Source organism: Enterocloster bolteae (assembly GCF_002234575.2).
GTDB classification, from domain to species: Bacteria; Bacillota; Clostridia; order Lachnospirales; family Lachnospiraceae; genus Enterocloster; species Enterocloster bolteae.
Map to the genome: position 1 here is coordinate 3,379,322 of NZ_CP022464.2, position 17,714 is coordinate 3,397,035.

Below are 17,714 nucleotides of genomic sequence, written 5' to 3' on the forward strand. Positions count from 1 at the left end.
TCCGTCAGACCAGAGATTTGCCCATGGGTTAGTATGTTCCCCACATCCGGCTTCCTTCAGATTTCACCTCACGATGAACACCCCTGCCTTCGGCTATATCCTTCCCACCACCGGGCGGATTCCGGACTTTCACCAGTTAGAGACGTGCGCCGCCGGGCGCACTGAAAAGCGAACGGGGTAATGCCGTAATGGCATTGCCCCGTTTGTTCTATATAAGATATGTCCCCAAATTTTCCCCTTCTCACATTCCCAATATGGAATCCGTATCAGGGCGGATGATATTCCAGGCGGAAACCAGTGCCTCTTTCAGCTTTACCTCACCTGCAAACTCTTTTTGTCTCTTTAAAGCATATGCTGTCTTTTCTTCCGGGGACAGTATATAGTACTCACTGTCGTCCCGGTATGTATCGCTCAAAAAGATATAGTTTCTCGAAGGCGGCCTCCGGTAGGCAATATCGGCTATAGACCATTGTACATGATATCCCTCGCTGTACACCTCATTATAATCTACAAAAATAATGATGTCCTCCTTCTTGTCGGTCTGGTACTTTAACGCCTCTATTCTCATAAATCCCACCCTTCCTTGCAGCAGCCGGCCCTTGCTCATCCATTGCCCGTGCAGATGTATTAATTAAAATCTACCATATCACCCGGGATTTTTCAATACAATTTACAAGGTTAGGATTAAAGTTACAGAAAACGGTTATTCTCTGCGGCTCCGGTCTATAGTACAGCTGTATTATCAGACCTTTACAGCCAGACCGTCATACCTTCACGTACATATTCGCAGTTAGGATTGCAAAGCGTGGCCTGCCTTTCCAGACAGAACAAGGTACTGCTGTCCGCTTCCCAGTCAAAATGAGTAAGCCAGATCCGTTTCGCGCTGCTGGCTTCTGCCAGCTTAAGAGCAGCTTCCCATGTGGAATGTCCCCATCCCTTGTGGAAGATATAGTCTTCCGGTGAGTACTGGACATCACAAATCAGAAGTCCGGCATTCTCAGCATAGTTTGACAGCACATCCGTCATCTCCTGGTTTAATTCACAGTCAAGTCCATAGAATACCATGGTTTCTTCTAGCTGTATCCGGTACAGCACCGTCTGGTCCGGGTGGTTGGAACGGATGGGGAGAATCTGTACGGACTGCGGCAGCGGCAATGACAGGATTTTCCCGGCCTCCACTTCATAGTACTCAATGGACGCACTGCATTGGCTGAGGGAAACAGGCCAATAAGGAGGCCCTATAAACAGGTTCAGCTGCTGCTTTAAGGAACGGCCGTTGCGGCTCTCTCCATAAAAACAGATGCGGCGTCCAGTCTGAAATAGTGGCTTAAACAGCGGAATTCCTATAATATGATCCAAATGAAGGTGACTTATAAAAATATGGATATCCCTCTTGTCATCCGGATTTTTCATCATCTCCCGGCCCAGTGCCGCCAGCCCAGTGCCACCGTCCAGAACCAGAAGCATCTGCCCTGTCTCTATGGTGAAGCAGGAGGTGTTTCCCCCATATTCCATCTGCTCTGTGTAGGGAGCCGGGCCGGATCCCCGGCTCCCCCAGCAGGTGACTTTTATATTATTATTCATTTTACCTACTCCGTATTGTCATTAATGTCCGGCTTCCGGTATTTCTTCCATAGATTCCTTATCCCGGCAGATTTCCATACTCTTCCGGTTTACCTGTTGCAGGCTGGTTTTTGCCCTTTTCCGGAATTCCTTCTACTGGCCGGTTTGCGCCTTCTTCAGAACTTCCTTCTTCCGGCTGGTTTCTGCTTTCTTCCGGACTTCCTTCCTCTGGCTGGTTTGCGCCTTCTTCCGGACTTCCTTCTTCCGGCTGGTTTGTGCCTTCTTCCGGACTTCCTTCCTCCGGCCGGTTTGCGCCTTCTTCCGGACTTCCTTCCTCCGGCCGGTTTCCGCTTTCTTCCGGACTTCCTTCCTCCGGCCGGTTTCCGCCTTCTTCCAGCCTTCCTTCTTCCGGCCGGTTTGCGCCTTCTTCCGGACTTCCTTCCTCCGGCCGGTTTCCGCCTTCTCCCGGTTCTCCTTCTTCCGGCCGGTTTCCGCCTTCTTCCGGAATTCCTTCCTCCGGCTGGCTTCCGCCCTCTTCCGGTTCTCCTTCCTCCGGCCGGTTTCCGCCCTCATCTGGTTCTCCTTCTTCCGGCTGGTTTCCGCCCTCTTCCGGTTCTCCTTCTTCCGGCTGATTTCCGCCCTCTTCCGGTTCTCCTTCTTCCGGCCGGTTTCCGCCCGCTTCCGGACTTCCTTCCTCCGGCTGGTTTCCGCCCTCTTCCGGCTCTCCTTCCTCCGGCAAATTCTCTTCCTCCTGTAGCTCTTTCTCTTCCTCATTCACATCCGGCAGTTTTTCAGCATCTGCCTGAAGAGGGATAGAAGTATGCACCTCTGCCTGTTTTTTTTGTTCCTGGACAATACCAGTTAAAACCCAGCCCGTCTCTGTCTCTTCGCTCTCAAACATGGACTCTGTCAACTCTTCAATTTTATATTCCTCTCCATCCATTTCTAAAATACCTGTGCCGGTTATAAAAGGAATCCCATCATCTGACCTTTCCAAGATACCGCTTTGTACATTCAGCTTATAATTTTCTGCAAAGATTACCCCTTTGACCCCACGTTCAGCCAAAACCTTTCCTCCCTCCAGGTTCAGCTCTTCATATGTTATATTCTCTCCATCTTGTTTCTTTACTGCGGTAATCCCCCCGCCGTAAAATCCCCCTGTTACCAGAATACTGCTGTCTTCCAGTGAAAGCATCCCTTCCACACACAGGTTATCGCCAAATTCCCCGTCAGCGTTTCTGACTGTCAAATCACCATGAAACAATGTAGTTCCGGTACCGAAATCAAAGGCTGCATTATCAATAACAGCTTTTCTCTCCACCTCAAGCCGGCCCTGTCCGATAGTTTGGAAGCTGCCGCCTTCCTGCATAAAGGAACCATTTGCCGCCACTCTCCCTTTATTATTCAGTGTTCCGCTTCCCACATAATCTCCTTTAATATCCAGGGTATTCATACTGGTATTCGTTACAGTTCCTCTGTTTTCCAGGTTTCCGTCCACAATCAAAGTTCCGTCCACCTGCAATGCTGCCGACGTTCCCACCACCAGCCCCATTCCCCCGGCTAATTCCAGCCGGCTGCCTGCCGGTACGGTCAGGCTGTTATCAATGATAAGGGGATTGCTGTCCGCAGCGCTGTGAAGAACCACATCAGATGTCCGCAGCTTTTCCTCTATGGTTTCCGGGCTCACCGGCATAGTAAGCTCCACCGTAGGTCTGCCCGGCTGTGTGCCGGTTCCGGAATCAGAACCGGAATCCCCTCCGTTAAAAAGAGGGGTGTGAATATCCTTCCCGCCAGGCTTAGAACCTGATGTTCCCTGCCCATTCTCTGCCCATTGGGAGTTTTTATCCTCTTCTTCCCTTAAAAGCCGCTCCGCGTTTTCAATCATCCAGTCCACATCCCAGCCTGCTTCTCTCAGCCTTCTGGCAAGCTCCTCATTCTCATGGATTTCCCAAAGCACATAAGGGGCAATATCTGTTTCCGTAAGGGGAAGCGTCTGTATCTCTCCCTTCCGCTCCATGCGGTCAGGACCGATAATAAGTGCCTGCCGGCCCTTCTCTATGTACTGCCCATTCCGGTCACCCTCCACAGGATTCACCGGTCTTACAAGAACCTGCCCCTCCAGGACGCAGACGCGGCTCGTATTGCTGTCAACCACTTCCGCGTATACTACCGTTCCCCGGATTCCGGTTATCATGGTAGAGGTGCGGATGGATAGGGACTCCTCCCCCTTAAGAGGCGCGGTTACATCACAGAGAAGGCTTCCTTCTGACAGAAGCAGCTCCAGCTGCTTTCCTTTCTTCCGGATCTCTCCTTTGCTCAGTTCATCCATCTTCACGGCCTTTACGTCATCCAGGGCAAGGCCTGCGTAGCTTGCAGCCTCTGTTTCCAGGTAATATCCGCTCTGGAGCCGCATGTTATCAAAGGCCGCAACCGCCTTTCCTCCTTTTCCCGACACATTTACCGTGCCCTCTCTGGAAGAAAGACGCATGGTTGCTCCGCTTACAGAGGTGTCGGCTGCCGCAGGAAACACATTTCCTGCCAGCAGACAGCAGGACACCGCAAAAGCAGCCCCGCATCGTATCAGATTTCTCCCGCGCTCTCTCATATACCATCACCTTTCCAATACTTAATCCGCCTTCTTACCCTCTGACACCGGCATTCTGCCGGAGCTTCCTTCCGTAAGCCCTTCCAGCTCCAGCACCTGGAATTCCCCGGCTTTTCCCTTCAGCCGGATGCTGCCTATGGCCTTTGCATTAATCCTTCCCTCCAGCGCATTTGCAACAGCTGCGGATATGTAAATCTTTCCCCCGGGGGCATTGGACTCCAGCCTGGAAGCCGTGTTTACCGTATCCCCGATGGCAGTATAGTCCATTCGGTCAGGCGCCCCCACATTTCCCACCACAGCGGGACCTGTGTGGATTCCGGTTCCAAAGGTAAGCCTGCGCCCGAAACGCGCCTCCAGCTGATCCCCCAGGCGGTCCGCCTCTTTTGCCATATCCAGAGCAGCCAGGACAGCCTTCATCACATAATCCTCCTGTGCCAGGGGCGCGCCCCAGAAGGCCATGGCCGCGTCCCCAATAAACTTGTCCAGGGTTCCTCCATGGTTCTTGATGGAGGATGAAACCAGGGTAAGATAACTGTTTAATACCTCCACCACTTGTCCCGGTTCCAACGCCTCAGACATGGAGGTGAATCCCCTGATGTCCACAAACAGCACAGCCAGCTGTGTAAGCTTTCCGCCCAGCTCCAGAGACTGGGTTCCCTGCCTCAGTATCTCATCCACAATCTCCGGTGCTGCATAACGTTTGAAGGTGGCCGTCACCCGCTGTTTCTCCAGGACAGCCTTTCCATAATGGATCATCACCGACGCCCCGAAAAAAAGGGTCAATCCCAGGGGAATCCAAAGAATACGCAGGACCATTCCTTTCTCATAGGCAGCCTTGGCAATGATTACATATGCGAAAGAGCCTGCCAGCCACACTGCCCCTCCCCCTGCCAGCCGGCTGCTCTTAAACCACGCGCCGGCTGCCGCCAGCACCAGGAACAGAACCGCCAGCTGGATGCCAGCGCCTGGTTCCTCCTTATAATCACCCTCCAGAAGCGCATGTATGGCATTGGCCTGTATCTCCACGCCGTACATGGGGTCTCCCCTGTCTGCGGAGGTAATATACTGGTCTCCCAGCCCTGCGGCATAAGGCCCTATGAGCACAATCCGATCTGCAAAATATTCAGGCGGAATATTCTCTTCCAAAAGATCCACTATAGAAATGAACTCACTGTAATCCTCCGGCAGCCCGGAATAATTCAAATACCAGAAGCCCCTGGAATCCACAGGCGGAAGACCGGCCTCCCGGCCTCCTTCCTGTTGTATATACTTCCTTGCTATGGTCAGGGCAAAGGATGGAAATACGCGCCCGTCCGGCAGCCCAAGCTCCAGCAGCTGGTGGCGCAGGATGCCGTCCTTATCATACATTGCATTGATATGTCCCTGGGCGGTCACGTCCCTCAGGGCTTTGTAAGGTTCATCAAAGGACTTCACGGTAAAATCATCCAGATAAAAGGTGCCGTCCGCCGCTGTAACCAGAGAGGAACCAAAGGTTCCCGCTGCTGCGGTGACCACATTTTCCCCGGTCCCCGCAGCCTCTGCCAGAAGTAAATCCCCTTCTGTCCCGGTTTCTCCTGCCAGAAGTACATCCAGCCCGATAACCGCAGGACGGATATCCCCCTGGTTCAGATAGGAAACCGTCTGTGCCAGTATCCGCCGGTCCCAGGTGCCAAAAGGCCCCAGCGCTTCAAGGGATCTCTGGTCAATACCCACAATGGCGATTCTGCCGTCTGTCCCCCGCCGCTCCTGATACAGCGCGTCTGACAGACGGTTATCCATCTCATAGAACAATCCGGACGCGGCCGCTATGGTAAATATCCCGGCACATAACCCCCAGGGCAGGTACGCCTTTATCAATTTTTTATCCATACTGCCTCCCATCTATTCCCTGTTATCTGGGCAGCACAAACACCTTTCTCAAAAAACTGTCGCACAGGTAAATATGATCCCCCATCACCATCATCCCCTCCGGGGACGCGATGGTCAGATCCGGGTCCGCCGCATCGGCGGCCGGTAGGGTGGAAACATTGTCCCCCCATATCTTCCGTACCACACTGTTGCCTGTATCCGACACATAGAGGGCGCCGTCCTCCGCCGCGGTAATTCTCTGAGGTCCTGAAAACATGGCCTGCGACACAGGGCCGTCCGCAAATCCGTCCTCTCCTGTTCCCGCGCTCCAGACCACGGCTCCGTCCATAGCCTTCACAATCCGGTTGTTGCCTGTGTCCGCCACATACAGCGCACCTTCATAAAAGCATATGCCTGTTGGCGCGGACAGGCCCCGCAGATAGGTATCCACCTTCCCGGACAGGGACAGGCTGCGGACTACGTCATTATCCGTGTCTGCAATATAAAGTATTCCGTCAGGTCCCGCAGCCAGGCCCGTTGGGGCGGCAAACAATGCTTTTGAGGCCAGATTATCCTCATAACCTGCTTTTCCGGTTCCCGCCGCGGTCATGGCGCCCTCCGGGGAAATATAGCGCACTACATGATTGCTCCTGTCCGACAGAGCATATCCATCCAGATAAGGAATCATATCCCAGGGCTCGCCGATAAGCATTTCCCCAAGGCTTCCGTCCCTGTAGCCGCCACGGGGTTCCCCATACTTCCCGGCAGCTCCCTTCTGCCCCGCATAGATACTGCGGCCTTCCTCTGTCACCTGCCAGATTACCTTGTTAAATCCATCCGCCGCCAGAAAACATCCCTCCCGGCCCTGTACCATGACCCGGGGTGAGAAGCCATCCCCTGTATTATCAAAAAAGGGAGCGGCACCCGACAGACTCACCCCCAGAATGCATCCGGAACATACCAATGACAGGACAAAGCCCAGCGCCTTCGTCCCACAGCCGGTCATTCCATGTCTTTTCCAGATAGTTTTCATTTACCTCTCTCCCTTTCTTTTTATCCGAGGAAAATATTCCGCCAGCTGTCTTATATCCAAAGGATACTGCCGGAGACAAAGCACAGCCACTGAGATTCCGATTACTCCATAAACCCCAATCAGTGCCGGGGATGCGAAAAGGACCATGGAAATCTGCTGGCTCTCATTGGCAAACCACACCGGCAGCGTCATTATGTTATAACCCATATGAAGAGCCACCGCATAAATAATATTGTCCTCCACAATGGACACATGGGCCAGCAGCAGACCCATAAAAAGTCCGTACGCAACCCACAGGGGAGTTACATGGCAGGCCGCGAAAATGCCGGTACAGAGCAGCACTGCAAACGTCTGGCTCTCAAACCTGCGCAGGAAGCGGTTCAGCACATATCCCCTGAATATCAGTTCCTCCACCAAAGGCGCAAGAAACATAACCGACAGGATAGCCAAAATCTTATCTACCTTACCGAACACTTCATAGGTCATCTCGTGATAAGGGCCTATAAGAAAGTCGGGAAAGGGAATCACCGTAAGGGCGGCGGACATAAAAAGGTTAAGTCCTGCCCCGGCTCCCATAAGCAGGAGAAGCTTTTTTGCGTTTACCCCTCTCCAGTAAAGAGTGGTTTCATCCCAGATGGACACTTCCCGCTTTCTGCATTTCCTCCGCATCAGATAAAATACAAGAATCAGGCCCAGAGTCCTGTAAAACTGGCCGCTGCGCCACAGGAAAAACTCTATATGCTCCTTAAGCCCGGCGATAAAAAGCCCGAAAGCAGAGATAGCGGGAGGCAGTAAGAGATAAAGGAGCAGTGGCCTTATCCCGTAGACAAAGTCTCCTATCCATTTCCACACCCTTTGCTGCCAGGTCAAAGTTTTGTTATCCATTCCCGTCTCCCCTGTCACTCAAACGATAGTACGCCTACAAATCCCGTCACCTCAAAAATTTCCTTCATCTGAGGCCGGACATTCTTAAGCACCATGGTTTTCCCCGATGCGTTTATCTTTTTTTGAATGGAAGCAAATACCCGCAGTCCAACGGAGCTCATATAAATCGTATCCTCCATATTGACCACAATCTCTTTTTCCTCTGTTTCCAGCACGGATTTAAGGGCCTTTTCCAATTCAGGAGCCTGAGCCACGCTGATTTTAACTGCTGTCTTAACCTCTGTCATATAACTTACCTCGATTCTGCCGCAGAAGGGCATATAATTATGGGCGTATGCATATCTTCAGCCGGAGAATATTGCACCCGTCCCTGTACTGGTACTCAACGCTGTCCGCAAACTGCCTCACCATATAGATTCCCAATCCCCCCACAGGGCGTTCCTCCAGGGGAAGCTGTAAATCCGGCGCCTCCCGGTCAAGAGGATTAAAGGAAATACCTTTGTCCTCCACCTCTAACACCAGCTCCCCACCCTCCAGTCCGCAGTATACCCGCACCGGTCCGGGCTCTCCCCCATAGGCGTAGCTGGCAATATTAGTGAACAGCTCTTCCAGGGCGATTTCCAGATGAAGCGCTGTTTTCTTTGGACAGTTTACTTCTTCCAGATACTCACGGAGCGCCTCCAGCACCCCATCCATATATTCCATTCCGGCCGGCACCTGCTTCTCCAGCATTTATCTCTCATTCCCTTCTTTCCGGCATAATGCCCTGACACACAGCATGGTAATGTCATCCGTCTGCACAGCCCCTTTTTTAACCGAGAAATCCTTCACTGCCATGGATATGCGGCTGATAATCCCTTTTGGGTCCTCCTCCGGAGCGCAGCGGTCCAGCACCGCCTTCAGGCGCTGTTCCCCAAACATTTCTTCTTCGGGATTTTCAGCTTCCGTAACCCCGTCTGTATAAAGAAAAATGGTTCCCTGTTTTCCCAGCTCCATTTTTTGTTCCCTGTACTTCATATCCTCCCACAGGCCCAGTACAAAGTCCGAATGGCAGGCCGCCTGGTGAAACGGTCCCTGCTCCGAAGATACATATGGATGGTTATGTCCGGCATTTACAAAGGTGAGAATACCTTGCTCCGTGTCCAGCATTCCAATGAAAGCAGTGACAAACATTTCCTCCGGGTTATCTTCACAGAGCCGGTTGTTTACCCGGAATGCCAGCTCCTCCAAAGGCATATCCAGCATAGCGTAGTTTTTAATATGTGTTTTAGCCATGGTCATAAATAGGGCAGCAGGGACTCCTTTGCCCGACACGTCCGCTATGACAATACAGGCTTTCCCGGGAGCAGCCGGGAATATGTCATAAAAGTCACCGCCCACCTCCTTGGCGGGTTCCATTAAAGCCCAGGCCCGAAGACCCAGCTGTTCTTCCAGCCCCCCAAAGTCTCTGCGAAGAAGTCCAGTCTGTATCCTGGCGGCAATATCCAGCTCAGAGTGGAGGCGAGCCTGCTCCCGGACAAGACTGGTGGTCTTTTTGTAGACCACATTCAGCAGTTCTCCATACAGCCTGCGGTTACTTCCGGCCGCCTCCTCAAACTGGACTCTGGAAAGGCGGGCCGCCCGGACCCGGGTGATTGCCCGCACCGTGGCGCCTCTGGGCTCGTCCCGTATTAAGGCCATTTCCCCTACAATACTACCCGGCCCCATAAGAGTGTTAATCTCCTCTCCATGGCAATCTAACACCTGGGCGCTGCCCTCCATAAGGATGTACATTCCATCCTCCCCCGCCTGCCCCCAGGTCACTATATCCCGGCCCGGGGGGAAGTCAAGCTCCTCCATGGCGGAGAGCAGGAGGCAGCTTCCCTCCGGCAGTTTTCCCTTCTCATCTGCGGGAAACAGTTCCCTCACTTCCTTCAGGGCCAGCAATCTGTCTATATCCATCTTCTGCACTCCCTTCAGCAATACTAGCCCGAGGGCCGGAGATAATACCGCCCGTAACCTTGTCCTGCCTCATATATCACGCTGCAGTCTCCCACAGATGTAATTGCGGCTCTGGATATGTTCCAGCTATTGTCCCCCTGCCAGCTGCTGTATACAGCTTCCTCCAGCTGGTCGGGGGTGGAGCTGACAGTGGTCAGCATGGCCTTAAAGACTTCATAATCCAGCGCCTCTCCAAGGGATTGTGTCTCGCTGTTTCTGTCCAGTAGAATAAAGATATCCAGTCTGTAGCCTCCGGTTGTACTATCCTTATAAAGGCCCATGTACCTTGCGTCATCCTTGGCAGACTTGACAGCTGACTTATACTCAATTGCCGTACTGTCAATCAACAGCTTCCTTTTCCCGCCGGAATCCGCACTTATCTTCCCTGCGGCTCCATTGAGGGCGGCTTGTGCGCCGCCCCATCCGTCTCCCAGGCTGATGCTGTTCTGGAATCCGGCCGGCAGAGGGAATTCCTGCCCCAGAAGCTCCCTCTTTGCCTCATACCAAGCCCCGTCTGCGTCTACCCTGAAACCATCCGGGGTTATCTCGTTCATGGCGCAGTGGCCGTCCTCATAGAGGTAGTAATGTTTTCCCCCCACCTCAATCCATCCGGTGCACATGGTTCCTCCTTCATCATAATAATACCAGCGTCCATCCTGCTCCTGCCGCCAATCCCCGGAAGTTCCCGGCGCAGCCATGGAAGTGACTGCGGCGGCGGCCGTCAGCAGCACTGTAAGGCAGAAACCTGCCGTCAACTTTCCTGCTTTCATCCTATTACCTCCTCTGATGGTTATTGCCCGCTCCAGTTCCTACTTGGCCGGCTTTTTATTATCCTGACGGTGGCTGCCTATGCCGCTCTCCTTCTGGAAGGACCGGCTGCTTTCTTTGTGGAAGGGGCTTAAATCATGCCTTTCCCAGGAGCTCTGGGGTTTTGCAGCTGCCCCGGCTGCCTTGGCTTCCTTCTCTGAAAGTTCAAGCTCCACGAAAGTCACTTCTGTTTTGCCTTTGGCCCCGCCGGATTTCTCCGGCCCGGCCTTCTCCGCCTCAGCCTTCTCCGGCCCGCTCTTTTCCTTCTCAGCCTTCTCCGCCCCGGCCTTCTCCGCCTCAGCCTTCTCTGCCCCGGCCTTCTCCGCCCCGGCCTTCTCCGGCCCGCTCTTCTCTGCCTCAGCCTTCATATTCTTCACCGGCTCTTTTTTTACAAGCTCTTTCAGGTCATCCATCAGAAGCTGGCGCATTTCCCACTGGGCGCTGAAGCTCTCCGCATACTCCACGCCTTTAACTGCCGCCTTGGCACAGGCAGGATCTGTCTTTAACGCCTCCTCATAAGCAATACTGATTCCGATTCCCTTGGCATTGCTGCCTGCCAGTGAAACGGTTCCTGCCTTGGCTCCCGCTATGGCTTCCATGGCGGTGCGTCCTTCTGCCAATGTCTGCTTGGCCTTGTCACTCAGGCCGCTGGTATCAATGGGTATACTATCCATATAACGGAGCGTCATAGCGGCCTGCTCCTTAGCCCAGTACGGCTTTGTCTCATCAATGGTAGACAGATCCTGAGCCCTGAAATTCTTAACCATTTCCCTCCGGTCCAAATACTGTATCTCCGGGCCGTATTTTGCGTCCAGCTCGCCAATCCGCGCCAGAGCCTCCTCTTTTGTGGCAGGAGGAATATAATCCGGGTGCAGCAGTTCCGCCTGATTGAACTTTTTAATCTGAGGCGTGCGGTCTTCCCCGTTCATCTCCTTAAGCTGGTTCAGCCTTGCCTCCTCCATGGCCCGCTCCTGCAGCAGTTCCTGGGGAACTGGTGTGAGCCCTTCCTCCAGAACCTGAAGCCTCTTTTCCTTTTCCTGAATCTGTTCCGGAGACATTTCACCGCAGGGATGGCTGTTCAGCGTATCTTCACATTGTTCCAGATGTGCCTGAGCCCCCTTCTTAAACTCCTCCAGGGTGTCCCCAATCACTTTCTCCCTTTCCTCAGGTGTTTTCGCATCTAAAAGCCTGTTCACTGCCTCCAGCCTGTATTCATTCTTCTTCTGCCCCTGATCCAAAGAGGCGTTAAGCCTGTCCCTTCGGGCTTCCAGCTTCTCCTGGCTTAAATCCCTGGCAGTACGTATTTCATCAAGTTTGTAATACCCCGGCAAAAAGTCATTGTCGTAAGAATTTCCAAGTTTTTCCTTCTGCTCCGGCCCATAATCCGGTATAATCGGATCCATGACTTCCCGTATATCTACCTCCAGCAAATTGCCGTTATCCATAACAGCCTTCGTGGTGTCCAGCTTGCTTTTTGCCTTGTTAAATCTTTCCCGGGCTCCCTCATATACCTTTCTTCGCTCCAGTTCCCGGCTTATATTCCCGATCTCTTCATAGCTGGAAAAATTCTGTTTTTCAATGTCCCCAATCCTGCCTTCGATTCCCCGCAGCTTTTCCTCCTGTCTCTGTATCTGGGGCGTTACCGGTTTGGGGGACATCCCCAGATTCTCCATGAGATATTGTTTGGACTCTCTGGCCTCCAGTCTGGAAGCAATGCTGTTTGTAATCAGTCCAGTGCGTTCCTCCATCTGCCTGTCTTCCCGGTTTTTCCTGTCAACATTATCTGCTTTTGTCCGTATCTTTCCGGGCCCCCAGTCAAACAGGCGCCTGAATCCGCTGTGCTCACTGCGCTTTTCCATCTGGTCGTAGGCGTGAAGATCCGCCTCCAGCGTATGGGTGACAGCCTGCATCCTTCCCCTGGCTCCCAGCCCTAAGGTGACGGCGTCCACACGCTGTCCGTCCATAATGGCGCCCATGACCTCCGCCTTTATCATTTTGTTCTGTTCCCACTCCGAAAGATTGGCATATTTATTACCATAGCGCTCTCTGACTGACAGACCGTCCACATGGATTAAATCCAGGGCGTCAACCCCCATCTCATTCATTGTGGTAGCCGGAAGCCCGGAGCGGTAAAGGGTTGCCAGGGATGTGTCAAATGCTGCCGCCGCATTGGTTTTCATCTGATTGGTCAGATTTCCCGCTGCCAGCTGCCTGGACAATCCATATATATTGCCGTTCTCCGGCCCCAGAGAGAAATTTAACCGGTTCTCCCCTGTACGTCCGCCCTGCAACCGGTCCATGGAATTTCTGTAAAGATTTACAGCAAGATCCGCCGCCACATATTCGCCGTCCCCGGCCATCGGCGCCACGTTCCCCCGGTGCAGCCGCTCATTAAAGCCGTTGTTCCTCAACATATTGTCCGTATATGAAATTAAGCCGTTCATCATAGCCGTGCGCCTGGCCTCAAATTCCGCCCGCTTCCTTGAATCCGAACCGTACCGCTCCTGCGCATAACCGGGATTCTCCTTCAGCTTTACACTTAGTGCCTGCTCCCGGCGAAAGGCGCCTATAAGGCTCATAAAATCTTTTTCACTGCCGGTAAGCCCTCCCGGCTCCCTGGGGCCGGTGTCCGTGCCCTTGAGGCAGGACAGATCCAGGCTGGCGGGATTAAAGCTGTCATCCCTGTCATAGATATCATCCAGGCATTTTTTACGAAGCTGCGGATCTCCGCTGGTGTAGTCTCTAACGAAGTTGCGCACATATTCCTTCTGCTCTTTCTCCGATTTCTCCGGAGACAGGTTCATCATCTCCACGAAATCCCGGTGATCCAGTTTTTCCTCACCCTTGTAGTTTTTGAATTCCTCCACCGCGTAATCATTTATTCTGGTTCTTAACTCGCCCATCTGCGTCAGGGCCTGAATCAATTCAGGTGAAAACTGTACAATCTTAAATCCGTTGTTTGCTGCCATTTCTATTCCTCTCCTCTCATTCTCTCTTGTGCATCCTTCCACATCCTGTCTCCCACAGCTCCTGTCTCGGTAATGGTCACATCCGGCAAGGTTTCCATTTCCTCCCTGGACGCGGAGCTGGTGGGGGGAATGGAATTCTCTTTTATATCCTGCTTTATTCTTTCCATATCCTGTGGAAGGGCAGGAAGAGTCACCCCTTCATCCAGGCTGGGCTCCCGAGCCTCGTTTTCCGGCGGAGCCTTCCTTTCAACAGGAATCTGATAACCGGCCGCCTGTTCCTTAAACTCCTTTAAACTGAGTTTATAAACCCGGGCCATTGCCATATCCATGTAATAGTAAACTGCATCTGTCCGCTGAAAGCCTATGCAGGTTATCTCATCCTCCCCGGTCTGCCATGCCTGATACAGAGTCCATTCAGACAGGTGATACCCTTTTCCGGTGGAAAGCTCCGTACTCATGCTGTACCTCTCCGTTTCAAAATAAAGCATCCCGTTATAGAAGCTGGTAAACAAAAGATTCTTTGAATCACCATTCTTTATCACCAGTATGTTATCCCTGCCGTACCGGTCAGGATTGGTATAGGCATTCTCTTTATCTATTTTGTAAGTGCTGTTCTTGTTAAATCCCTTCTCTTCCCTGTATTCTTTCCGCTTCTCCACCTCGCTCAGCAGTTCCTGATCGGCAGATGTCTGTCCATAACCGGAAGCATTTAAATCATCCGTTTTTATGGTTATGTATTTACCATCCCCTGCATATATGCTTATAATCTCCTTCTCCAGATTATGGGCCATAGGATAGCTGTCTCCCGCCCGGCCGCCAAGGATGCAAAAGCTCAGATTTCCCTCATATTGCTCCCCCATCTGCATCTCCCACTGGGTAACTGCGGGAAAAAATACTGCCTCATTTGCGGTCTGGTCTTTGAAATAATCAATGCACAGGAGAATGGGGCCTATATTGATACCCATGGAATAATTTCCGCTCCTCCATACAGGTCCGGCTGTCACTCCTATTCCGGCTTTATTATCCAGGACATAGAACTGCTCTACAGCCGCCCCCTCCGCAAAGAGGGCCTTTCTGCGGATAACCGCCTGGATTTCATCCTCAATTTCTATCTCCTCGCTCTCACCTTTACTGTTGGTCTTTGTAATCGTATACGTTCTTGTCTCTGTCTTTAAAATATCCGATCTCTGGCCCACTTTGCCCACCAGAGGGCAGTACCCCTCCCCGGGGCTTAAGAAAAAGAATTTCATAAGGTTCTGCCCTGTCTTCAGTTCCCACACATCCGTGAAGATGGATTCCTCATCCGGTATAGCAAAAAGTTCGGCATATCCCTCATTTTCCTTGCTGTCTGCAGTAGAAATCCCTTTCTTTCCTTCCACAAAATTCCTGAATTTCTGATTTTTCCACTCCATCAGCCGATACAGAAAGGCGGGCGCCCAGTCATAGCCTGTGGACACATAATAGGGACCCCATTTCACCGGATATTTCTTCAGGGCGTCCTTCCAGTCCTCCTCAGGATCCCGTTCGCTGTTCCCTGAGTCTGCTATGGCCTTCCACTCCAGAACCCGTTGATTCCAGTTTAAATCCTCCTGGAGAAGATATTCTGTATTGGGAAAGGTACCTGCTCCAATAGGAGAGTATGCATACTGCAGTATATACTCCTCCTCACCTATCTCCACCTCCCTGGTGTAATCACCTTTATAAAGAGTAATGGGAACATAAAAACAATAGCGCCCGTTTGTGGTGACATTTGTAATATCCTTGCTGAAATAAGACGGATTCGTTCCCCCAACGCCAAAGATTGAATCTATGAGATAAAGAAAATCCTCCCCCTCATCCTCCGAGGTCCGGGAAAAAACAACCTTTCCCTCCCCGTCAAGAATGAATAAATTTCCGCCATCATACAGGCTGATTCTGAGCCGTCCCAGTTTATCCGCGGCGAGATGGCCGTAGAAGCTGTATTGTGAGTCTGTATCCGTCCCCGCTGCTCCGGGATCTACCTTGTTCTCATAGAGGGACTTGTATCTTTCTGTTTCATATTCGTATGAGGCCAGCGCATGTACCTCCTGCCCTGTGTTTATCTCTTTTGTGACATAATAATAATAAAATCTCCCCTCCAGCAGTCCCAGGACCTGAAACACTTTTATATCGGTATGGCTCAGTGAATGGTTTTCTGGGAAAAAAAATGCTCTTGGACCCGTAAGCTCCTGAAACCGCTGCTCCAGATACACAGACGCCTGCTCCCCCACTTCCTTTTCCACATCCGGCAGGCTGGCCGGCGTGCCGGTTGTCTCCACCGGCCTCTGGGGAGGGCTGGCGCTCTCAGGCACCAGCGTTTCCATGTAGAGATTCACTGATTGGTTTTTACACCCTGTGAAAAAAAGACTAAGGCCGGTAAGGATGGCCAGGCAATTCCTTAATTTTCTTTTCATAAAGCGCACCTCCTCCCAACTGCTTCCCTTGTGTGTCCTGTCCCGCATGGGCGGTACTGCGCCTTATAAGGCGCAGCACCGTTTTCCCGTTATCTGCGAACTATGGAGTTACATTACTCATGGCGCTGTTCATCCAGTTAGACATAGCATCCATACCAATCTTCAATACCACAATGAGTACAAATATCAGCACAAACCCTATAATTGCGTTTTTCAGGCTGTTCTTGGCCTTTTCCCTGTCCTGGGGCTCCTCGGCCTTTGCCAGCTTTGCTCCAAGAAAAATGCAATAAATCGCTCCCAGCGCCCCTACGATTCCAAGGGCGGGAGTAAGAGCCATGTTAAGCAGTTCAACTACGGGTTTGGATACCTGCTCAAAAGGGTTTCCTCCTGTTGAATTTAATAACATTACCGGTACATTCATATCATATCCTCCTGCATATTTTTTTCATTCCATCCATTAAAATGGATCTATTATAAAAACCTGGGGTGCCTGCGCTGATAGAAAAACCATCCGGCTGCAGCTCCCACCCCTAAAATGGTTATTATAATTGTCTTTGGCGAGGGCGGCCGGAGCCGCTCTGCAATTCTTATCTGGTAATACCGTTCATTTCCCGCCCTGTCCCAGAGACGGAACTGGTAAAGTCCGGCCAGCTCCAGCCGTTTTATGGGGATGGGCGCCATCCTTCCGTTATAATACATTTCCAGAGATGTCATGTCCTCTGTAAGCTCCAGGAAGACCGTATCCTTCATCTCCTTTTTGTCCGGAACAGGAGAAATTGTAAAAAGGGGCGCCTGGGTATCCCGTTTAAAGGAAATGTCATAGAAGAGCCCTCCGTTTTCCTGGGCGAATCTCACCTTATAGCGCCCATCCCCATGCAGAAAATGCCATCGGGGATTATCGGGTAAAATACCCCTTCCGTCCAGTTCCATCTTCTCTATGGCAAAGCCCTCCGGGGCCTTCAGCAGATTCAGCAAAGACACCTCCCGGGGCAGGATGGTAAACCGGAAGTTTACCTCCAAAAGTCTGCTTCCTCCCTCTGAAGAAGTGGGTAGAATCACCATCCGGATGTGGTACTTCCCAGGCTGGCTGTAGATACCATCCCTGGAAGTTTCGATGCCGGAGCCATTACGCAGGACAGTGAGGATGGCATTCTCCACAGGCTTAAATGTCACCGGATCCGTTACAGTCATTCCCTGGGGCACACTGGCGGAAAACCGGCTGCCATCGGGCAACGTATAATCCAGGAGCCCTTCTGTCTTTGACACAAGGAAGTTCATGGGCGGATCCACTACCTTCTCCATCCCTGCTGCTTCCTCAGGCAGTAAGGTAGGGACTTCCATTCCCAGAGCCTCCAGCAGCCGTTCCAGTTCCTGACTGCCTTCTCCGTAGGGACTTTCCGGTTCTCCTTCCACCTGGTAGGAAAACATGCTCTCCTGCGCCTCTTTGTCCAGTTCTCTAGCCTCACCGCCGGCGCCGTATCCCTGGTCTGTCTGACCGGCAAAAGATCTGTCCGCCGAGCCCCACAGCGTCAGGCCGGCGGCCAGCAGAGCCATGGCGGCCAAAAGGAGCGGACTTCTGATTCGTTTCATCC

14 protein-coding genes are annotated in these 17,714 nt (G+C 52.1%); all 14 read right to left on the reverse strand.

From position 1 onward, the window contains the following. Nucleotides 1–241: 241 nt before the first annotated feature. Nucleotides 242–568, reverse strand: a complete 327-nt coding sequence (locus CGC65_RS15885; RefSeq protein WP_002564372.1) for a hypothetical protein — start codon at nt 566–568, stop codon at nt 242–244. A 182-nt stretch (nt 569–750) separates the two neighbouring features. Next, nucleotides 751–1,584, reverse strand: a complete 834-nt coding sequence (locus CGC65_RS15890) for an MBL fold metallo-hydrolase (protein ID WP_002564373.1) — start codon at nt 1,582–1,584, stop codon at nt 751–753. Nucleotides 1,585–1,642: 58 nt separating this feature from the next. Continuing rightward, nucleotides 1,643–4,168, reverse strand: coding sequence for a FecR domain-containing protein (locus CGC65_RS15895; protein WP_002578366.1), 2,526 nt, complete (start codon nt 4,166–4,168; stop codon nt 1,643–1,645). Nucleotides 4,169–4,189: 21 nt separating this feature from the next. Further along, nucleotides 4,190–6,037: a CHASE2 domain-containing protein gene (locus CGC65_RS15900; protein WP_002564375.1), complete on the reverse strand. Its 1,848-nt coding sequence runs from the start codon at nt 6,035–6,037 to the stop codon at nt 4,190–4,192. 22 nt (nt 6,038–6,059) lie between these two features. Beyond that, entirely contained in the window at nt 6,060–7,049 is a 990-nt protein-coding gene (locus CGC65_RS15905) for an NHL repeat-containing protein (protein WP_002564376.1), read from the reverse strand. After that, nucleotides 7,050–7,934 (reverse strand): CPBP family intramembrane glutamic endopeptidase, encoded by an 885-nt coding sequence (locus tag CGC65_RS15910; protein ID WP_002564377.1) that lies wholly within the window; start codon nt 7,932–7,934, stop codon nt 7,050–7,052. Between the two features lie 14 nt (nt 7,935–7,948). Beyond that, nucleotides 7,949–8,221 carry an STAS domain-containing protein gene (locus CGC65_RS15915; protein ID WP_002564378.1) on the reverse strand — a complete coding sequence of 91 codons (273 nt, stop codon included), beginning with the start codon at nt 8,219–8,221 and terminating at the stop codon, nt 7,949–7,951. Between the two features lie 37 nt (nt 8,222–8,258). Further along, nucleotides 8,259–8,666 (reverse strand): ATP-binding protein, encoded by a 408-nt coding sequence (locus tag CGC65_RS15920; RefSeq protein ID WP_002564379.1) that lies wholly within the window; start codon nt 8,664–8,666, stop codon nt 8,259–8,261. Continuing rightward, entirely contained in the window at nt 8,667–9,875 is a 1,209-nt protein-coding gene (locus CGC65_RS15925) for a SpoIIE family protein phosphatase (protein WP_002564380.1), read from the reverse strand. Nucleotides 9,876–9,898: 23 nt separating this feature from the next. After that, complete coding sequence (locus CGC65_RS15930; RefSeq protein WP_002564381.1) at nt 9,899–10,684, reverse strand: hypothetical protein; 786 nt, start codon at nt 10,682–10,684, stop codon at nt 9,899–9,901. Between the two features lie 39 nt (nt 10,685–10,723). Further along, a complete protein-coding gene (locus CGC65_RS15935) occupies nt 10,724–13,690 on the reverse strand; it encodes a hypothetical protein (RefSeq protein WP_002578365.1) in 2,967 nt (988 codons plus the stop codon). A 2-nt stretch (nt 13,691–13,692) separates the two neighbouring features. Next, complete coding sequence (locus CGC65_RS15940; protein WP_002564383.1) at nt 13,693–16,122, reverse strand: hypothetical protein; 2,430 nt, start codon at nt 16,120–16,122, stop codon at nt 13,693–13,695. Nucleotides 16,123–16,222: 100 nt separating this feature from the next. Continuing rightward, a complete protein-coding gene (locus CGC65_RS15945; protein ID WP_002564384.1) occupies nt 16,223–16,543 on the reverse strand; it encodes an Mbov_0395 family pilin-like conjugal transfer protein in 321 nt (106 codons plus the stop codon). A gap of 50 nt (nt 16,544–16,593) precedes the next feature. Next, nucleotides 16,594–17,712: a hypothetical protein gene (locus CGC65_RS15950; RefSeq protein WP_002564385.1), complete on the reverse strand. Its 1,119-nt coding sequence runs from the start codon at nt 17,710–17,712 to the stop codon at nt 16,594–16,596. Between the last annotated feature and the right edge of the window lie 2 nt (nt 17,713–17,714).